The organism is Salipiger pallidus (assembly GCF_014643635.1).
Taxonomy (GTDB): domain Bacteria; phylum Pseudomonadota; class Alphaproteobacteria; order Rhodobacterales; family Rhodobacteraceae; genus Salipiger; species Salipiger pallidus.
The window spans coordinates 853,220-871,653 of sequence record NZ_BMJV01000001.1 but is presented as its reverse complement, the minus strand read 5'-3'; the positions used below and the strand labels follow the sequence as shown (position 1 = coordinate 871,653).

At 65.5% G+C, this 18,434-nt stretch carries 21 protein-coding genes; 20 read left to right on the top strand and 1 reads right to left on the bottom strand.

From position 1 onward, the window contains the following. The first annotated feature begins 126 nt into the window (after nt 1–126). The 4 genes from IEX41_RS04275 (at nt 127) to IEX41_RS04260 (ending at nt 5,142) form a co-directional block, all read left to right on the top strand. A complete protein-coding gene (locus IEX41_RS04275; RefSeq protein WP_188788959.1) occupies nt 127–1,701 on the top strand; it encodes a Re/Si-specific NAD(P)(+) transhydrogenase subunit alpha in 1,575 nt (524 codons plus the stop codon). Nucleotides 1,702–1,714: 13 nt separating this feature from the next. Further along, nucleotides 1,715–3,136, top strand: coding sequence for an NAD(P)(+) transhydrogenase (Re/Si-specific) subunit beta (locus tag IEX41_RS04270; RefSeq protein ID WP_188788958.1), 1,422 nt, complete (start codon nt 1,715–1,717; stop codon nt 3,134–3,136). A gap of 382 nt (nt 3,137–3,518) precedes the next feature. After that, entirely contained in the window at nt 3,519–3,860 is a 342-nt protein-coding gene (locus IEX41_RS04265; protein ID WP_188788957.1) for a hypothetical protein, read from the top strand. Continuing rightward, nucleotides 3,796–5,142, top strand: coding sequence for a DNA-packaging protein (locus IEX41_RS04260; protein WP_188788956.1), 1,347 nt, complete (start codon nt 3,796–3,798; stop codon nt 5,140–5,142). Before IEX41_RS04265 ends, IEX41_RS04260 begins: the two co-directional genes overlap by 65 nt. Before the next feature lie 3 nt (nt 5,143–5,145). Here IEX41_RS04260 and IEX41_RS04255 read toward each other — a convergent pair whose 3' ends face one another. Beyond that, nucleotides 5,146–5,628: a GNAT family N-acetyltransferase gene (locus IEX41_RS04255; protein WP_188788955.1), complete on the bottom strand. Its 483-nt coding sequence runs from the start codon at nt 5,626–5,628 to the stop codon at nt 5,146–5,148. Between the two features lie 248 nt (nt 5,629–5,876). Between IEX41_RS04255 and IEX41_RS04250 the strand changes: the two genes are divergently transcribed. From IEX41_RS04250 to IEX41_RS04175, 16 genes are all read left to right on the top strand, one after another. Further along, complete coding sequence (locus IEX41_RS04250; RefSeq protein WP_188788954.1) at nt 5,877–7,067, top strand: phage portal protein; 1,191 nt, start codon at nt 5,877–5,879, stop codon at nt 7,065–7,067. Next, nucleotides 7,054–7,287 (top strand): GTA head formation protein, RCAP_rcc01685 family, encoded by a 234-nt coding sequence (locus tag IEX41_RS04245; RefSeq protein WP_188788953.1) that lies wholly within the window; start codon nt 7,054–7,056, stop codon nt 7,285–7,287. Before IEX41_RS04250 ends, IEX41_RS04245 begins: the two co-directional genes overlap by 14 nt. A 32-nt stretch (nt 7,288–7,319) precedes the next feature. After that, a complete protein-coding gene (locus tag IEX41_RS04240) occupies nt 7,320–7,862 on the top strand; it encodes an HK97 family phage prohead protease (RefSeq protein ID WP_188788952.1) in 543 nt (180 codons plus the stop codon). A 27-nt stretch (nt 7,863–7,889) separates the two neighbouring features. Beyond that, entirely contained in the window at nt 7,890–9,074 is a 1,185-nt protein-coding gene (locus IEX41_RS04235) for a phage major capsid protein (protein ID WP_188788951.1), read from the top strand. Between the two features lie 132 nt (nt 9,075–9,206). Continuing rightward, entirely contained in the window at nt 9,207–9,800 is a 594-nt protein-coding gene (locus tag IEX41_RS04230; protein WP_188788950.1) for a head-tail connector protein, read from the top strand. Continuing rightward, the gene (locus IEX41_RS04225) at nt 9,797–10,135 is read left to right on the top strand and encodes a head-tail adaptor protein (protein WP_188788949.1); all 339 of its coding nucleotides are present in this window, start codon (nt 9,797–9,799) and stop codon (nt 10,133–10,135) included. The genes IEX41_RS04230 and IEX41_RS04225 overlap by 4 nt, the downstream gene beginning before the upstream one ends. After that, entirely contained in the window at nt 10,132–10,539 is a 408-nt protein-coding gene (locus tag IEX41_RS04220; protein WP_188788948.1) for a DUF3168 domain-containing protein, read from the top strand. Before IEX41_RS04225 ends, IEX41_RS04220 begins: the two co-directional genes overlap by 4 nt. A 25-nt stretch (nt 10,540–10,564) precedes the next feature. Continuing rightward, complete coding sequence (locus IEX41_RS04215; RefSeq protein ID WP_188788947.1) at nt 10,565–10,987, top strand: phage major tail protein, TP901-1 family; 423 nt, start codon at nt 10,565–10,567, stop codon at nt 10,985–10,987. Nucleotide 10,988: 1 nt separating this feature from the next. After that, nucleotides 10,989–11,309 (top strand): gene transfer agent family protein, encoded by a 321-nt coding sequence (locus IEX41_RS04210; RefSeq protein ID WP_188788946.1) that lies wholly within the window; start codon nt 10,989–10,991, stop codon nt 11,307–11,309. Further along, on the top strand, nt 11,309–11,509 hold the full coding sequence (locus tag IEX41_RS04205; RefSeq protein ID WP_188788945.1) for a rcc01693 family protein: 201 nt from the start codon (nt 11,309–11,311) through the stop codon (nt 11,507–11,509). Before IEX41_RS04210 ends, IEX41_RS04205 begins: the two co-directional genes overlap by 1 nt. Beyond that, nucleotides 11,506–12,171, top strand: coding sequence for an RcGTA-type gene transfer agent tail tape measure protein (locus IEX41_RS04200; protein ID WP_188788944.1), 666 nt, complete (start codon nt 11,506–11,508; stop codon nt 12,169–12,171). Before IEX41_RS04205 ends, IEX41_RS04200 begins: the two co-directional genes overlap by 4 nt. A 10-nt stretch (nt 12,172–12,181) precedes the next feature. After that, nucleotides 12,182–12,814, top strand: coding sequence for a DUF2460 domain-containing protein (locus tag IEX41_RS04195; protein WP_188788943.1), 633 nt, complete (start codon nt 12,182–12,184; stop codon nt 12,812–12,814). Further along, a complete protein-coding gene (locus IEX41_RS04190; protein ID WP_188788942.1) occupies nt 12,814–13,695 on the top strand; it encodes a phage/gene transfer agent baseplate hub protein in 882 nt (293 codons plus the stop codon). Before IEX41_RS04195 ends, IEX41_RS04190 begins: the two co-directional genes overlap by 1 nt. Next, the gene (locus IEX41_RS04185) at nt 13,692–14,132 is read left to right on the top strand and encodes an NlpC/P60 family protein (RefSeq protein ID WP_188788941.1); all 441 of its coding nucleotides are present in this window, start codon (nt 13,692–13,694) and stop codon (nt 14,130–14,132) included. Before IEX41_RS04190 ends, IEX41_RS04185 begins: the two co-directional genes overlap by 4 nt. Then, nucleotides 14,132–18,034: a baseplate multidomain protein megatron gene (locus tag IEX41_RS04180; protein WP_188788940.1), complete on the top strand. Its 3,903-nt coding sequence runs from the start codon at nt 14,132–14,134 to the stop codon at nt 18,032–18,034. Before IEX41_RS04185 ends, IEX41_RS04180 begins: the two co-directional genes overlap by 1 nt. Next, nucleotides 18,031–18,366 carry a DUF7742 family protein gene (locus tag IEX41_RS04175; protein ID WP_188788939.1) on the top strand — a complete coding sequence of 112 codons (336 nt, stop codon included), beginning with the start codon at nt 18,031–18,033 and terminating at the stop codon, nt 18,364–18,366. The genes IEX41_RS04180 and IEX41_RS04175 overlap by 4 nt, the downstream gene beginning before the upstream one ends. Nucleotides 18,367–18,434 lie beyond the last annotated feature (68 nt).

Genomic DNA, 18,434 nt, shown 5'->3' with positions numbered 1-18,434 from the left:
TGCGGTAATGGCCTTTATGCGATGCGGCAACGTTGTGACCCGCGTCGCGGCCCTGTACACGGGTTCGTGTATGGCGGCCAAGCCGCAAGGAATTGAAACGCCTCGGAAACAAGGGGGACGAGAGACGTGAAGATAGGGACGCCAATGGAGTTGGCGGCAGGCGAGAACCGGGTCGCGATGACACCGGATTCTGCCAAGCAGCTTCAGAAACTGGGCTATGAGTGCCTGGTCGAAACGGGAGCCGGCAAGAAGGCTGGCTTCGCGGACGCCGCCTATGAAGAAGCCGGGGTGACCGTGGTTGCGGATGCAGCCGCGCTTTGGGCGCAGTCGGACATCATCGCCAAGGTGCGCATTCCGACCGACGCCGAGCTGGGGCACATGACCCCGGAAAAGACGCTCATCACCTTCTTCAACCCCGGCGGCAACGCCGAAGGGCTCGAACTGGCGAAGGAAAAGGGCGGCAACGTCATCGCCATGGAAATGGTGCCGCGGATTTCCCGCGCCCAGAAGATGGACGCGCTGTCGTCGATGGCCAACATCGCCGGCTACCGCGCGGTGATCGAGGCGGGCAACAACTTCGGCCGCTTCTTCACCGGTCAGGTGACGGCGGCCGGTAAAGTGCCGCCTGCCAAGGTGCTTGTCGTGGGCGCAGGTGTTGCGGGCCTCGCGGCCATCGGCACGTCCACCTCGCTGGGCGCGATCACCTATGCCTTCGACGTGCGGCCCGAAGTGGCCGAGCAGGTCGAGAGCATGGGCGCCGAGTTCGTCTACCTCGACTTCGAGGAAGAGCAGGCGGACGGTTCTGGGTCGGGTGGTTACGCTTCGGTGTCCTCGCCGGAATTCCGCGAGGCGCAGCTGGCCAAGTTCCGTGAGTTGGCCCCGGAAATGGACATCGTCATCACCACGGCGCTGATCCCCAACCGCGAGGCGCCCGAGCTGTGGACCGAGGACATGGTTGCCTCGATGAAGCGCGGGTCGGTGATCATCGACCTTGCCGCCGAAAAGGGCGGCAACTGCAAGCTGACCGTGGCGGACGAGAAGATCGTGACGGAAAACGGCGTGACCATAGTGGGTTACACCGATTTCCCGAGCCGCATGGCCACGCAGTCCTCGACGCTGTACGCCACCAACATCCGTCACATGATGGCCGACCTGACGCCCGAGAAGGACGGCAAGGTCGTGCACAACATGGACGACGACGTGATCCGTGGGGCCACCGTCGCCTACCAGGGCGAGATCACCTTCCCGCCGCCGCCGCCCAAGACCAAGGCGATCGCCGCGCAGAAACCGAAGGAGAAGGCCCCCGAGCTGACGCCCGAGGAAAAGCGCGCAAACGAGGTTGCCGCGTTCAAGGCGCAGACCAAGCAGCAGGTCACGCTGCTGGGCATCGGTGCCGTGCTGCTGCTGGGCGTGGGCCTTATCGCGCCCGCAAGCTTCATGCAGCACTTCATCGTCTTCGTGCTGTCGGTCTTCGTGGGCTTCCAGGTGATCTGGAACGTCAGCCACAGCCTGCACACGCCGCTGATGGCGGTCACCAACGCGATCTCGTCGATCATCATCCTGGGTGCGCTCATGCAGATCGGCTCGGGTTCGTGGATCGTGATCTTGCTGGCGGCACTGTCGGTGTTCATGACTGGCATCAACATCTTCGGGGGCTTCCTCGTGACACGGCGCATGCTCGCCATGTTCCAGAAGTCGTAAGGGGGCAGAGATCATGGAATTCGGATTCACGACGGCGGCCTATGTGGTCGCAGCCGTTCTGTTCATCCTGTCGCTGGGTGGCCTTTCGGGGCAGGAAAGCGCCAAGCGTGCCGTATGGTACGGCATCGTCGGCATGGCGCTGGCGGTGTTCGCAACGCTCATCGGCCCCGGTGCGGGCCTTTGGTGGCTGTCGATCATCCTGATCGTGGCGGGCGGTGCCATCGGCATGTATGTCGCCAAGAAGGTCGAGATGACCGAGATGCCGCAGCTGGTTGCCGCCATGCACTCGCTGGTGGGTCTCGCGGCGGTCTTCGTCGGCTACAACGCTCATTTCACCATGAAGGCCGTCACCAGCGGTGCCGACTATCACGGTGCCTTTGCCGAGCTGGTCGCCCACAAGGACGGTGTCGAATTGGGCATCCTGTCGGTCGAGCTGTTCCTTGGCATCCTTATCGGGGCCATCACCTTCACCGGGTCGGTCGTTGCCTATGGCAAGCTGGCCGGCAAGGTGACCTCGGCGGCCAAGAAACTGCCGGGCGGGCACATGCTCAACATCGGGGCGGCGGTGATCTCGGTCATCTGCCTGATCTGGTACATGAGCACCGGCGGCTTCTTCCCGCTGTTCCTCATGACGCTGGCGGCGCTGTTCATCGGCTACCACCTGATCATGGGCATCGGCGGCGCCGACATGCCGGTGGTGGTGTCGATGCTCAACAGCTACTCCGGCTGGGCGGCGGCGGCCATCGGCTTCAGCCTTGGCAACGATCTTCTGATCGTGGTTGGCGCACTGGTGGGCTCGTCGGGTGCGATCCTGTCGTACATCATGTGCAAGGCGATGAATCGTAGCTTCATCTCGGTAATCCTGGGCGGCTTCGGCGGTTCGGCGGGCCCGGCGATGGAAGTCGAAGGTGAGCAGGTTGCCATCGATGCGGACGGCGTGTCCACGGCTCTGGACGAGGCGGACAGCATCGTCATCGTTCCGGGCTACGGCATGGCCGTGGCGCAGGCACAGCAGAACGTCGCGGAACTGACCCGCAAGCTGCGCGCCAAGGGCAAGGAGGTTCGCTTTGCGATCCACCCCGTGGCGGGCCGTCTGCCGGGGCACATGAACGTGCTTCTGGCCGAGGCCAAGGTGCCTTATGACATCGTGCTGGAGATGGACGAGATCAACGACGACTTCCCGGAAACGGACGTGGTGATCGTCATCGGCTCGAACGACATCGTGAACCCTGCCGCACAGGAAGATCCGAACAGCCCCATCGCGGGGATGCCGGTTCTCGAAGTGTGGAAGGCCAAGCAGGTCTTCGTGTCCAAGCGCGGCCAGGGGACGGGCTACTCAGGCATCGAGAACCCGCTATTCTACAAGGACAACACCCGCATGTTCTACGGCGATGCCAAGGCGTCCGTCGGAGATCTGCTGACTCGCATCGACTGACCTGGCGGGTTCCTGCGGGATCGGGGCGCTTTTGTTCCGGGGTCGTGGGAACCGCCGAAGATGCGCACGGTCTTCCTGTGGAGAAAGAACCAAGGGCGCGGCACCACATCGGTGCCGCGCCCTTTTTGTGTTGCGTAGACAGTGTCAAACGAGGTCGCGCGCGGCGCCGATAACCATTTATTAATGTGAAATAACAGGGGTTTATATAATGGCGCGCGGTGCTGATTTTTGACAGGAGCCACCGCTCTGGTAGCTTGCAACCCTGCTGGATGAACAGGGCAGACGGCGTGGAACAGGCAAGACCACGCCTTCACATACAAAAAACCCGAAAAAGATCCTGCACCACCGAACGGACCACCCACAGGCAAGAAAGGTATCGAGCATGATCCTTATCCAACTGGAAGAGGAAATGTCGCGACTCGAAAACGAGCGCGAGCAGATTGTCGACGTTCTGAAAGAGCTCGGCGACGAGATCCGGCGCATCAAGACGCAGATCGAAGACGGGGACGCGGTCTCGAAGACGGAGACGGGCAAGCTGATGGCGGACCTGCGGTACTGGATGCGGGCCAGCCATGAAACGGAGGCGCAGATCGCCAATGTCAGGAGAAAGCAGAAAGGCCTCGTCGGGGACTGGGCCCTCGATCTCGAACGCGCGCGCGATGAGATCGGGTGCCGGATGGCTCGCCTCCGCCGGTGCTGCGGTGCGGGAGAGCTTCCTCGATGAGTTGACGGAGGGGGAGTGCCTTGCGCTCCCCTACCTGTTCGAGTTCTGGGCCATGGAGCACCAGTTGCCCCCCGAGCGTGACTGGCGGTCCTGGGTCATCATGGGGGGCCGCGGCGCTGGCAAGACCCGTGCCGGGGCCGAATGGGTGCGCGCCCAAGTCGAGGGCGCGATGCCTCTGTCGAAGGGCCAATGCAGGCGTGTGGCGCTGATCGGCGAGACCATGGACCAAGTGCGCGAGGTGATGATCTTTGGCGAAAGCGGAATCATCGCGTGTTCTCCGCCCGACCGCCGCCCCGAGTGGCAGGCGACGCGGCGCTGCCTTGTCTGGCCCAACGGAGCCGAGACGATGGTGTTCTCGGCCCATGATCCCGAGGGGCTGCGCGGCCCGCAGTTCGATGGTGCGTGGGTCGATGAGCTGGCCAAGTGGAAGAAGGCTCGCGAAACTTGGGATATGTTGCAATTTGCGCTGCGGCTGGGAGAGAATCCGCAGGTCTGCGTGACGACGACCCCGCGAAATGTCGGAATACTGAAAGAGCTTCTGGAGCTGGACAGCACCGTAGTGACCCGTGCCAGGACCGAAGCCAACCGTGCGAACCTTGCCGATAGTTTCCTTGAGGAAGTGCGTGCGCGCTACGGCAACTCGCGGCTGGCGCGACAGGAGCTGGACGGCATCCTCGTGACGGACGTGGACGGCGCGCTCTGGACAGCCGAACTCATGGAGCGGGCGCAGGGGCTGAAGGCCCCCGCTGAGTTTGACCGCATCGTGGTGGCGGTGGATCCGCCCGCGGGCGAGGGCAAGGCGTCGAACGCCTGCGGCATCGTGGTGGCGGGCGTGGTCTGCGACGGGCCGCCCCAGGCGTGGCGGGCCTGGGTGCTCGAGGATGCGACGGTGCAGGGGGTGTCACCCACGGGCTGGGCGCAGGCGGCAGCGCATGCCTATGAGCGTTGGCAGGCGGACCGCGTGGTGGCTGAGGTCAATCAGGGCGGCGCCATGGTCGAGACGGTGCTGCGGCAGGTCGCCCCGCAGATCCCGCTGCGCAAGGTCCATGCCACGCGCGGCAAGGTGGCGCGGGCGGAACCTGTCGCGGCGCTGTATGAGCAGGGCCGCATCGGGCACGCCGGCGTCTTCGTGGCGCTGGAGGAGCAGATGGGTCTGATGACCGCTGCCGGCTACGAAGGGCAGGGGTCGCCCGACCGCGTGGATGCTCTGGTCTGGGCGCTGACCGAGCTGGTGGTCGCGCCCATGGGCAACTGGAAGCGCCCCGGGCTGAGGGTGATCTGAGATTCAGAGATCCTTGCGCATGGCAAAGTTCGGCAGCTCGACGCCGCGGCGGATGCGCACCTGGTCCTTTACGACCTTGAAGCCGTAGCGTTCGAAGAACGGACGCGCGGTGATGCTGACATCGGATGTGATCGCCCGTGCCCCCCCGGCGCGGGCGATCATGGTGAGGGAGCCCAGCAACTGCCCGCCGACGCCGGTGCCGGTCGCCTCGGGGCGCACGAAGGCCATGTCGAGGTGATTGCCCTCCATCAGCGTCATGCAGCCTACCGGCTTGCCGTCACGCTCTGCGATGAGACCCACAGAAATGCCGATGCGGTCGCGCCAGCGCTCGGGATCGAGCTTGGGGCCGGCCCAAGCGATGCGCTGCTCTTCGGTGTAATCCGCGGCGGTGCCGACAAGGATCGCTTCGCGGAAGATTTCGGCGACGGCATCGGCGTCGGAGGGCAGCATCGGGCGAAGGGTGGCTGTGAGGGTGGCAGTGCTCATGAAATTCCGTCGTTTCCAGTCAATCGGTCTGTCGGCCGGGGCGGCGATGGAAGAGCCTAACCTGTCATCAACCTGTCGCGCCAGAGCGTCAAACGCATAGCAGCTTTACGCTTGAACGTTTTAACGCTGTTGCGCTCAACCAGCGCGGTGCCCGCAGAGGCTCTTAATCAACACGTTCTAATGTCCTTCTAGAACGCGATGCGGGTCAGGCGGCCCACGGGCCGGAACGGATGAAGGAGCGTCAGGCGATGGTATTCGATTTTCTGCGGAAAGGCCGTGACGAGGCTCTCGAGCTGGAAGCCAAGGCTTCGGCCACCGGGCCGGTGATGGCCTACGCCTCCGCCGGGCGCGTGGCCTGGACCCCTCGCGACACCGGCTCGCTGACCCGGCAGGGCTTTGCGGGCAACCCGGTGGGCTTTCGGGCGGTGAAGCTGATCTCCGAGGCGGCGGCGGCTCTGCCGCTGGTGCTTCAGGACGAGCGGCAGCGCTATGCGCAGCATCCGCTGCTGAGGCTTGTGACCACGCCGAACTCCGGACAGGGCAAGGCGGATCTGTTCGAGGCGCTTTATGGCAACCTGTTGCTGTCCGGCGACGGCTATGTCGAGGCGGTCAGCGGAGGCACGTCGGTGCCTGCCGAGCTGCATGTGCTGCGCTCGGACCGGATGCGGGTCATTCCGGGGCCGGATGGCTGGCCGGCGGCCTATGATTACATGGTGGACGGGCGCCGCCATCGCTTCGACGTCACCGGAGGCGTCTCGCCGATCTGCCACGTCAAGGCGTTCCATCCGCAGGACGATCACTACGGGCTGTCGCCGATCCAGGCTGCCGCCCAGGCGGTGGACGTGCACAACAGCGCAAGCCGCTGGTCCAAGGGGCTTCTGGACAACGCCGCCCGCCCCTCGGGGGCGATTGTCTGGACCGGCGCGGACGGGCAGGGCGCCATGAGCAACGATCAGTTCGCCCGCCTGCGAGACGAGATGGAAACTATGCATCAGGGCGCGCGCAATGCCGGGCGGCCGATGCTGCTGGAGGGCGGTCTTGACTGGAAACCCATGGGGTTCTCGCCTTCGGACATGGAGTTCCAGAAGACCAAGGAAGCCGCCGCGCGCGAGATCGCCGTGGCCTTCGGGGTGCCGCCTATGCTGCTTGGGATCACCGGGGAGGCCACTTACGCCAACTACCAGGAAGCGCATCGGGCGTTCTATCGCCTGACCGTGCTGCCGCTGGCCTCTCGGGTCACCGCGGCGGTGGGGCGCTGGCTGTCGTCGCATCTGGGCGAGGTGATCGAGCTGAAGCCCGACCTCGACCAGGTGCCGGCACTGGCGCAGGAGCGCGATGCGCAATGGTCCCGCGTGTCGGGGGCCGATTTCCTGACCCCGGCGGAAAAGCGGCGGATGCTCGGGCTGCCCGAGCTGCCGCAGGAGGATGACGGTGAGTGATCGCCAATTGCCATACGAGCCCTTTGCCTGCGCTCCGGCGCTGAAGTTGGAGGCGCATGAGCGGGTCAGTCGGCTGCATGTGGAGGCGCTCAACGCGCGGCTCGACCGGCTTGAGCTGATGCTGGAGCGGCTGGAGAAGCGCCTGTGGCTGGCTGTCTACGGAATTGCGGGGGCGATCCTCGTGCAGGCCTTCCAGGGCCTAATGGCAGTCGGGCCATGAGCCGCGCGGGACAATCGGGAAAGGGAACGGGAATGGATCTGGAACACAAGTTCTGCCGCTTCGATACGGAAATCACGGTGGCCGATGGCACGAAGATTGAAGGCTACGCCTCGCTGTTCGGGGCCTGCGATCAGGGCGGAGACGTGGTCTATGCGGGGGCCTACGGGCTGTCTCTGAAGCGGCTCGCTGGTGAGGGCCGCGCGGTCAAGATGCTCTGGCAGCACGATCCGGCCCAGCCCATCGGTATCTGGGACGAGGTGCGTGAGGACGACCGGGGTCTATATGTCAGGGGCCGCATCCTCGACTGCATCGAGAAGGGCCGTGAGGCCGCCGCGCTGATTGCGGCAGGTGCGATTGACGGGCTGTCCATCGGTTACCGCACGGTAAAGGCGGCAAAGGATGAAAAGGGGCGCAGGCTCCTTACGGAACTGGAGCTTTGGGAGGTGTCGCTGGTGACCTTCCCGATGCTTCCCAGTGCGCGGGTGGCTGCGAAGGGCGAAAGCCTTGATGCCTCCATGCTGCGCGAGTTGGCGCAGGCGCTCGAGGGCGCGCGTCTGGACCTGGCGCGGCACTGACGCGCCACCAACAACGGGATCGAGATCATGACCAACTCCGAGACTGTTTCTCGGACCGGGGAAGATATGCCCCCGGCCGCCCGGGTGAGCGCCGCTGTCGCGGGACTCGTCGGGGACATCAAGGCCCTGCGGGGTGACCTGCAGATGAAGCTTCAAAAACAGGAAGAGCGACTGACCATGCTTGACGCCAAGATGACCACCCCCCGTTCCCGCCCGGCGCTTGCCACCTCGGCCGAGGTGTTCGTGCCTCACCAGAGGGCCTTTGACGCCTACCTGCGCACCGGTGACGACGACGGCCTGCGGGGCCTTGTCCTCGAGGGCAAATCCATGTCGACCGCGGTGGCGGGCGATGGCGGCTACCTTGTCGATCCGGTGACATCCGAAACCGTCAAGTCGGTGCTCGACAGCACCTCGTCGATCCGCGCTATCGCATCGGTGGTGAGCGTCGAGGCTACGTCCTACGACGTGCTCATCGACCAGGGCGAGACCGGCGCGGGCTGGGTGGACGAGGTGACCTCGTCGACCGAGACCGGCACCCCCACCATCGACCGCGTGTCGATCAAGCTGCACGAGCTGTCGGCCCTGCCAAAAGCCTCGCAGCGGCTGCTGGACGATAGCGCCTTCGATATCGAGCTGTGGCTGGCCGGGCGCATCGCCGACAAGTTCAGCCGCGCCGAGGCAGCGGCCTTCGTCAGCGGTGACGGCATCGACAAGCCGCGCGGTTTCCTGAACCACGCGACCGTCGACAATGATGTCTGGACCTGGGGCAACCTTGGGTACGTCCCCACCGGCAGTGATGGCACAGTCGGGGACGGCGACGCGATCATCGACCTCGTCTATGCGCTGGGGGCCGAGTACCGCTCCAAGGGCGCCTTCGTGATGAACTCTAAGACGGCGGGCGCGCTGCGCAAACTCAAGGATGCAGATGGCCGCCACCTGTGGTCCGACGGTTTTGCTGCCGGCGAGCCCGCGCGGCTGCTGGGATACCCGGTGCTGATCGCCGAGGACATGCCCGACATCGGCGCAGGTACTTTCCCGATCGCCTTCGGTGATTTTGGCGCAGGCTACACCATCGCCGAGCGGCCTGACCTGCGCGTCCTGCGCGATCCGTTCAGCGCCAAGCCGCATGTGCTGTTCTACGCCACCAAGCGCGTGGGCGGCGACGTGACCGACTTTGCCGCCATCAAGCTGCTGCGCTGCGCGGAGGCCTGATCCTGATGCGAACATGGTGGGCGGCGCGGACGCCCGCCATGGAACGCCGGCCGAACGTGTCCTGTGGCCCGACCGGGCCCCCGGGGTCGCCGACGCCGGGACGAGGTCGGGAGAGGATTGCGGAGAAAGACCATGATGCTGATCGAAGAAAACCAGTTGTCCGACGCCGATCTTCCGGTGGACGAGCTGAAGACCCACCTGAGGCTCGGGACCGGGTTTTCCCAGAGCGAGGTGCAAGACCCTGTCCTTGTCTCGTTCATAGCGGCGGCGATCGCAGCCATCGAGGCCCGCACCGGTAAGATCCTGATGGAGCGCGGTTTTGTGTGGGCGCTGCACGACTGGCGCGACCCCGCCCGGGCGGTGCTTCCGGTCGCCCCGGTGACAAGCATCGTGCAGGTCACGATCATCGACCGCTTCGGCGCCGCCGAGACGGTGGATGACGGGCGCTACCGTCTTGAGCGTGATCTGCAGGTGCCTACGTTGCGCCCCACCGGTGGGGGCTTGCCCCGCATCCCCGACGGTGGCTCTGCGGAGGTCCGGCTCATCGCCGGCTACGGCCTCAGCTTTTCGGACCTGCCCGGCGATCTGCGCCAGGCGGTGCTGCTGCTGGCGGCGCATTACTACGAATACCGCAACGAAACCGCGCTGGGACAGGGCTGCATGCCCTTCGGCGTGACCTCCCTCATCGCCCGCTACCGGGCCGTGAGACTGGGGTTCGGCGCATGAAAACACCCATTCTCAACCGAAGCCTATCGCTTGAGGCGCCGTCGAATGCGCCGGATGGCGCGGGGGGCTACATGCGCAGCTGGGCGGTGCTTGGCACGCTGTGGGGCGAGATCCGCCCGCGGACCGGCCGGGAAAGCACCGGTGAGACCGGGCCGCTGGCCATCAACATGTTCCGCATCATCGTGCGCGGTGCGCCGGTGGGTGACGACAGCCGTCCGGTACCGGGGCAGCGGTTCCGCGCCGCGGGCCGAGTCTACCACATCCTCGCGGTCACCGAGAGCGAGCCTGACGGCATGTACCTGACCTGCGAAACCCGTGAGGAGATTGCAGCATGAGCTATGCCATGACCGCGGCGCTTCAGAGCGCCGTCTACCAGACACTCGTGGAGGACACGGCGTTGTCGGCCCTTGTCGGAGCGCACATCTACGACGCGCTGCCACAGGGCACCCTGCCAGAGCTTTATGTCACGCTGGGCGCCGAAACCGTGCGGGATGCTTCGGACGCAACCGGCGTTGGCGCCTGGCATGATTTCAACGTGGCGGTGGTCACCGATGCGGCGGGCTTTCAGGTCGCCAAGACCGTGGCCGCCGCCGCCTGCGACGCGCTGAGCGGTGCCGGCCCGGTGCTGGAGCGGGGACGACTGGTGAGCCTGCGTTTCCTCAAGGCAAAGGCCAAGCGCGAAAGTGGCGGTCTGCGGCGGATCGACATGACCTTCCGCGCCCGCGTCGAAGACGATTGACCCCTCTATTCAAGGAGCAAGCAAGATGGGTGCCCAGAACGGCAAGGACCTTCTCATCAAGGTGGATCTGACCGGCGACGGTCAGTTCGAAACCATGGCTGGCTTGCGCGCCACGCGCATCAGCTTCAACGCCGAAAGCGTCGACGTCACGACGCTTGAATCCCAGGGGGGCTGGCGCGAGCTGCTGGCCGGCGCCGGGGTGCGGTCGGCCAGCATCTCCGGTTCGGGGGTGTTCAGGGATGCGGGCACGGATGAACGGGCCCGGCAGATCTTCTTCGACGGCGAGACCCCGGACTTCCAAGTCATCATCCCCGCCTTCGGCACGGTCACCGGTGCCTTCCAGGTGACGTCGATCGAATACGCTGGTAGCCACGATGGAGAGGCCACCTATGAGGTGTCGCTGGCGTCGGCAGGTCCGTTGTCTTTCGTGCCGGTCCCGGTGAGCTGACATGACCAACCCGTGGAGAGGCGAGGTGGCGCTGGTGATCGACGGTGAGCGCCACCTCATGAAGCTGACGCTGGGCGCGCTGGCCGAGCTCGAGGCATCGCTGCAGGAGGGCTCGCTCGTCGAGCTGGTTCAGAGGTTCGAGAGCGGCGGGTGCAGCACCCGCGATGTGCTTGCGCTGATCGTGGCGGGCCTTCGCGGGGGCGGTTGGACCGGCACCGCGCGAGACCTTCTCAGCGCCGAGATCGAGGGCGGGCCCATGGGTGCGGCCCGCGCCGCGGCTGAGCTGCTGGCCCGGGCCTTCATGACGCCGGGAGAGACCTGATGGAGGGTTTCGACTGGCCGAAGCTCATGCGCGCGGGATTTCGCGGGCTGGGGCTGCGGCCGGATGAGTTCTGGGCCCTGACCCCTGTCGAGCTGCGGCTGATGCTGGGTGAGGAAAGCGGCCAGATACCCATGGGGCGCGCGCGGCTCGATGAGCTGCTGGCGGCCTACCCTGACGAGGTGAAAGGAGATGGTTCATGACCGATTTCGAGACGTTTGACGAGCTGGGCGGGGAGGTGGCCGCGCTCGAGCAGAATCTTGGGTCAGCCACCGCGATGGCCGCGGGGTTCGACGCGGAGATGCGGCGTATCAACCAGACATTTTCCGCCACCGGATCGGGGGTGACAAAGCTGGACCGCTCTCTCAGCCGGGGGTTGGGCCGGGCAATCGACGGCGTGATCTTTGATGGCATGAAGCTGTCTGATGCCCTTGAGACGGTGGCGCGTACGATGATGAACGCAGCCTATAAGGCGGCGGTGAAGCCGGTCACCCAGCATCTCGCTGGGATGGTCACGCAAGGGGTCGGGGCAATGTTCGGAGGGGTGATGCCATTCGCGAACGGCGGCTCGTTCAGTCAGGGGCGCGTGATGCCCTTTGCCACGGGCGGCGTCGTGAGCGGTCCGGTTAGCTTTCCCATGCGCGGTGGTACCGGGCTTATGGGCGAGGCCGGCCCCGAGGCAATCATGCCGCTGAGCCGTGGCCCTGACGGCAAACTCGGGGTGCGCGGCCAAGGCGGCGGAGGCGGACCAGTCACCGTAGTGATGAATATCAGCACGCCCGACGCACAGGGTTTCCGGCGCAGCCAGTCCCAGATCGCGGCACAGATGAGCCGCGCGCTGGGACAGGGCGCACGCAACAGGTGAGGGACCGACAATGAGCTTCCATGAGGTAAGATTTCCCGCCGACCTGAGCTTTGGCGCGCTGGGCGGCCCCGAGAGGCGCACCGACGTGGTGCAGCTGACCAGCGGCCACGAAGAGCGCAACAGCCCCTGGGCCCATTCCCGGCGGCGCTTTGATGCCGGCCTCGGGCTGCGCAAGCTGGACGACATCGAGACCATCCTTGCCTTCTTCGAGGCGCGGCGCGGTCAGCTCTACGGGTTTCGCTGGAAGGACTGGTCGGATTACCGGTCTTGCAAGCCGAGCGGAACCGTGTCCGCAGGTGACCAGGTCATCGCCTACGGTGATGGGGTGAGCCGCAGCTTCCAGCTGGTCAAGAACTACCGATCCGGGGGCACCAGCTACCAGCGGCCCATCAAAAAGCCGGTGGCGGGAACGGTCAAGGCGGCGGTGCAGGATGTGGAAATGCTCGAAGGCGTGCACTTCGCGGTCGACGTGACCACGGGGCTGCTGACCTTCGAGAGCGCGCCCATGGTGGGGGCCGAGGTGTCGGCGGGATACGAGTTCGACGTGCCGGTGCGCTTCGATGCCGACCGGATAAACGTCAGCGTTGCCAGCTTCAACGCGGGGCAGGCGCCTGACGTGCCGGTGGTGGAGGTGCGGGTCTGATGGGCGTTGCTGAACTTCATGCACATCTTGCCACAGGACTGACCACTGTGTCTCGGTGCTGGCGTGTCACACGGACTGACGGCCTGCAATACGGGTTTACGGATCACGACCGGGATCTGAGCTTTGACGGCCAGACCTTCCGCGCTGACACGGGCCTCAGCGCGCTTGCACTGCAGCAGGCGACAGGCCTTTCTGTCGACAACACCGAGGCCATGGGTGCCCTGCGTGACGACGCGCTGTCTGAGGCTGATATCGAGGCTGGCCGCTTTGACGGGGCCGAGGTGGTGTGCTGGCTGGTCAACTGGCACGATACGGACCAGCGCAAGGTATTGTTCCGTGGCACCATCGGTGAGATCCGCCGGGGGGATGGCGCATTCCACGCCGAGCTGCGCGGTCTGACCGAGGCGCTCAATCGTCCGGTGGGGCGGGTGTACCAGGCGCCCTGTCCCGCCGTGCTTGGGGATGGCACCTGCCGGGTCGACCTATCGGGCCCGCGCTTCCGCTACGAAGGTCGGTTGCTGTCGGCCACCGACAACCGCAGCTTCACGCTTGGCCCTCTTGAGGCGTTCGAGCCAGGTTGGTTCCTGCGCGGGCGCCTCGAGGTGCTGGACGGTGCGGCGTCGGGACTGGCGCTTGGCATCAAGCGTGACCAGTTGCGCGACGGGGACCGCGTGATCGAACTCTGGGAGCCGTTTGGCGCGCCCATCATCGCGGGGGACACGGTGAGGATCACCGCGGGCTGCGACAAGCGGTTCGACACCTGTCGGCAAAAATTTCACAACGGTCTGAACTTTCAGGGATTTCCCGATATCCCGGAAGAAGACTGGTTGATGGTCTTCCCGTCGCAATCGGGCAGCCGCATGGGCGGGAGCAGACGATGACCGGCCATCTTTTTGTGAAGGCGGCACGGGGCTGGATCGGCACGCCCTATGTACACCAGGCCTCGGTCAGGGGCGCGGGCTGCGATTGCCTGGGCCTCATCCGGGGAGTCTGGCGAGAGGTCATCGGCCCCGAGCCCGAAGAGGTGCCGCCCTACACCATGGACTGGTCCGAGCCGCAAGGGGACGAGGCGCTGATGCGCGCCTCCTTGCGCCACATGCATCGCAAGGCGCTGTCCGATGACGCGCCGGGTGACATTCTGCTGTTCCGCATGCGTGACGGTGCAGTGGCGAAACATCTCGGACTTCAGGCCCGCACCGGGCAGGGCGCGAGCTTTGTGCATGCCTATACCGGGCATGGCGTGATCGAGAGTCCGCTTAGCCTGCCGTGGCGTCGCCGCGTGGCGGCGCGATTTGCATTCCCAAGGGAGATGAACTGATGGCCACGATCCTATTCTCGGCAGTGGGGGCAGCGGTAGGAAGCTCGATCGGCGGATCCGTCCTCGGGCTGTCAATGACCGCCGTGGGCCGGTTCATCGGCGCCAGCCTCGGGCGGGCGCTGGATCAGCGGCTGATGGGCGCCGGCTCGCAGACCATCGAGACCGGCCGCATCGAACGCTTCCGGCTCAGCGGAGCGGGTGAGGGCGCCGCCATCGCGCAGGTCTATGGCCGGATGCGATTGGGCGGCCATACGATCTGGGCATCGGAGTTCACCGAGCACGTGACTGAGGACTCCCAAGGCGGCGGCAAGGGCAGCCCGTCGCAGCCCTCGATGACCACGGTCAGCTATACCTATTCCGTCAACCTCGCGGTCGCGCTCTGCGAGGGGGTGATCACCGGGGTGAACCGGGTCTGGGCCGATGGCGCGGAGCTTCCATTGAGTGATCTCAACATGCGGGTCTACACCGGATCACGCGACCAGGAGCCGGACCCCAAGATGGAGGCCATCGAAGGGGTGGGCATGGTTCCGGCCTACCGAGGCACGGCCTACGTGGTGTTCGAGGATCTCGGTCTGGAGCAGTTTGGCAATCGCCTGCCGCAGTTCTCGTTCGAGGTGACGCGCCCGGAACAAACCGACCTGAAAGATCTGCCCCACGCGATCAGCGGCGTCGCGATGATCCCTGGCACGGGTGAATACGCGCTGGCCACCGAAGAGATCTACTTTGGGCGCAACTGGAACGGCGAGACCGCGATCAACGTCAATACGCCGTCCGAGCAGCCTGATTTCAACACCTCACTCAAGCAGCTGACTGATGAAGTGCCGTCCTGCGGTGCGGTGTCGCTGGTGGTCAGCTGGTTCGGAGACGACCTGCGGTGTGGCCGTTGCAGCATCCGGCCCAAAGTGGAGCAGAAGGACTTCGAGGCGTCGAAGCCCTGGCTGGTCGGCAGCCTCGACCGGGACGCCGCGCAGGCAGTGAACCGTGTCGATGACCGCCCGGTGTATGGCGGCACGCCGTCGGACATCTCCGTTGTCCAGGCGATCCGGCGCATGAAGGACCAGGGACTGAGGGTGATGGTCTACCCGTTCATCCTGATGGACCAGCTTGCAGACAACACGTTGCCGGACCCGTGGAGCGGCGGCGAAGGCCAGCCGGCCCTGCCTTGGCGCGGTCGCATCACCACCAGCCTTGCGCCTGGACAGGACGGATCGCCCGATGGAACGGCAGCCGCCGCGGCCGAGGTGGCGACCTTCTTCGGCAGCGCGACGGCGAGCGATTTCAGCATGGGCAGCATCGGTCCGGAATATAGCGGGCCCGACGAATGGAGCCTGTCGCGGTTCGTGCTGCACCAAGCGGCGCTGTGCAAGTTCGCCGGCGGAGTCGAGAGCTTCTGCATAGGCTCGGAGATGCGGGCGCTGACGCAGATCCGCTCGGACAGCGGGTTCCCGGCGGTCGCGGCCTTCCGCGCGCTGGCCGCCGAGTGCCGTGCGTTGCTGGGGCCGGACACGAAAATCAGCTATGCTGCCGACTGGTCGGAATATTTCGGCTACCATCCACAGGACGGATCGGGCGACGTCTACTTCCACCTCGATCCGCTCTGGGCGGATGAGAACATCGATTTCATCGGTATCGACAACTACATGCCGCTCTCGGACTGGCGTGATGGGAACGATCACGCCGATGCCCACTGGGGGGCAATCCACAATCCCGACTACCTCAAGAGCAACATCGAGGGTGGTGAGGGCTTTGACTGGTACTATACCAGCCCCAACGGCCGCCGTGCCCAGCGGCGCGAGCCGATCACCGATGGTGCATGGGGCGAGCATTGGATCTGGCGTTACAAGGACATCCGGGGTTGGTGGAGCAATTTCCACCACGAGCGCATTGCCGGCGTCCGGCAGGCGGATCCGACCGCCTGGCTGCCCGGCTCCAAGCCCGTGCGTTTCACGGAGCTGGGCTGCGCTGCCATCGACAAGGGCACCAACCAGCCCAACAAGTTCCTCGACGAGAAAAGCTCGGAAAGCCAGCTGCCGCATTTCTCGAACGGCCTGCGCGATGAGCTGATCCAGCGCCAGTACCTGCGTGCCATGCATGCCTACTGGCGAGATCCCGAGCACAACCCGGTTTCCACCGAATACGGCGCACCGATGATCGACATGGATCACGCCTATGTCTGGGCATGGGATGCACGGCCCTACCCATGGTTCCCCGGGCTGGGCGAGCTGTGGACCGACGGACCGAACTACCGCCGTGGGCACTGGATCAACGGGCGCGTCTCGTCGCGTACGCTTGCCTCGGTGGTGTCGGAAATCTGTGAGAGGGTTGGTCTCGAAGACCACGATACCAGTGCGCTCCATGGCTGGGTGCGAGGCTTCATGGTCGATCAGGTCGGTGACGCCCGCCGTACGCTTCAGCCGCTGATGCTGGCGCACGGGTTCGACGCCATCGAGCGGGATGGCAAGCTGGTGTTTCTCATGCGGGACGGGCAGGACGCGACGCCGCTCGAGCCGGCGCGCCTCGCGGTGTCGGACGAGCTCGAGGGCGGGCTGGTCCGCACCCGTGCCAGCGAGGCCGAGATGGCAGGACGGATACGCGTGCGTTTTGTGGAGGCGGATGCAGATCACGCCATCGCCGCCGAGGAAACCGTGCTGCCGGACGATGCCACTCACGCGGTGGCCGAAACCGAGCTCAACATGCTGATGACCCGCCGCGAAGGCCGCCTCACCGCCGAGCGCTGGCTGACCGAGGCCCGCATTGCCCGTGAAACCCTGCGCTTTGCACTGCCACTGTCCCGGCTTGACGTCGGAGCGGGGGATGTCGTTTCTTTGCCGTCCGAGGCGGGGCGGATACTTGCGCGGATCGACAAGATCGAAATCGGTGACCACCAGGTCGTCGAAGCGGTGCGCATCGAGCCCGATACCTACCTGCCCACCGAGTTCCCCGAAAACCCACCGTCCCTGCGCCCGGGGCGCCCCTTGTCAAAGGTGCAGCCGTTCTTCCTAGATCTGCCGCTGATGACAGGGGACGAGGTCGCACATGCCCCGCATGTTGCCATAAGCGCGGAGTTGTGGCCCGGTCTCGTCGCCGTGCGCCATTCGGATACGGACACGGGCTACCGGTTCAAGACCATTATCGGCACGCAATCCCTTGTCGGGGTGACGGAAACCGAACTTGCCCCGGCACCCTCGGGGAGAATCGACAGGGGGGCGCCGCTGAGGGTCAGGATGGCCAATGGCACCCTGTCCTCCATCGACGACGCCGCGTTTCTGCGCGGAGGTAACCTGATCGCCATTGGAGATGGCTCGCCCGGAGGGTGGGAGTTGCTTCAGTTTCGCGATGCCACCCTCGTTTCGCCGGGCACATGGGAGCTTGGCCATCGCCTGCGCGGTCAGCTGGGCACGGACGCGGCCACGTCGGGCCAATGGCCCGCAGGTTCCTGGGTAGTGGTCATGAACGGGACGCCGCGCCAGATCGAACTGCGGTCCCGGCATCTGAGGCAGGAGCGCCATTTCCGGATCGGGCCTGCGCGAAAGCTGGTGGAGGATTCCACCTATGTTCACGAGGTCCATCGCTTCGAGGGCAACGGGCTTCGGCCCTACAGCCCGGTGCATTTGCGCGCCGATGGCAACGGCCCTGTCCGGCAGTTCAGCTGGATCCGGCGCACACGCGTCGACGGGGACAACTGGGACTTGCCCGAGGTCCCGCTGGGCGAGGAAACGGAGGCCTACGAGATCTGTGTCCTGCAGAACGGTGAGACGGTCCGCACCGCGACGCGCGGCTCTGCGAACTGGACCTATAATCCGGAATGGGACGGGCTGTCTGGACAGTACGTCGTCACCGTGGCGCAGGTTTCGGCCCGCTTCGGGGCCGGGCCGGTGGCAAAGCTGGACCTTTTCGCATGAGGCCGGTCCTGCCCGGCGATGTCAGCGCCGCCGCCTGCGCGCTGCTCCTCGAACGGTCGGGGCAGCGCTGGCAGGTGGCCCGGAAGATGGTCTGCGAGGCGGACGCGGCCGATCGGTATCGCCGACGCATTGGGCGAACACACCCGCAATGGGGCAACGGGACGCTGCGCTCGGCGGCGCTGGCGCGTGGGACGGGGCCGGAACGCAGGCTCGACGATCCCGAATACATCGACTGCCTCATCCTCGTGCTCGAAGCGCTGCGGCGTCGGGCGGGACATCTGCGGGACGGACTGGACGGGGTGCGCGTGCTCAACACCCCCGGGGCGGCGTGACTGCAAGGTGCCCCACTTTAGCCTCCGGTCAGGTACAGCTTGGATGATCTGGCGATACCTGATCTTCC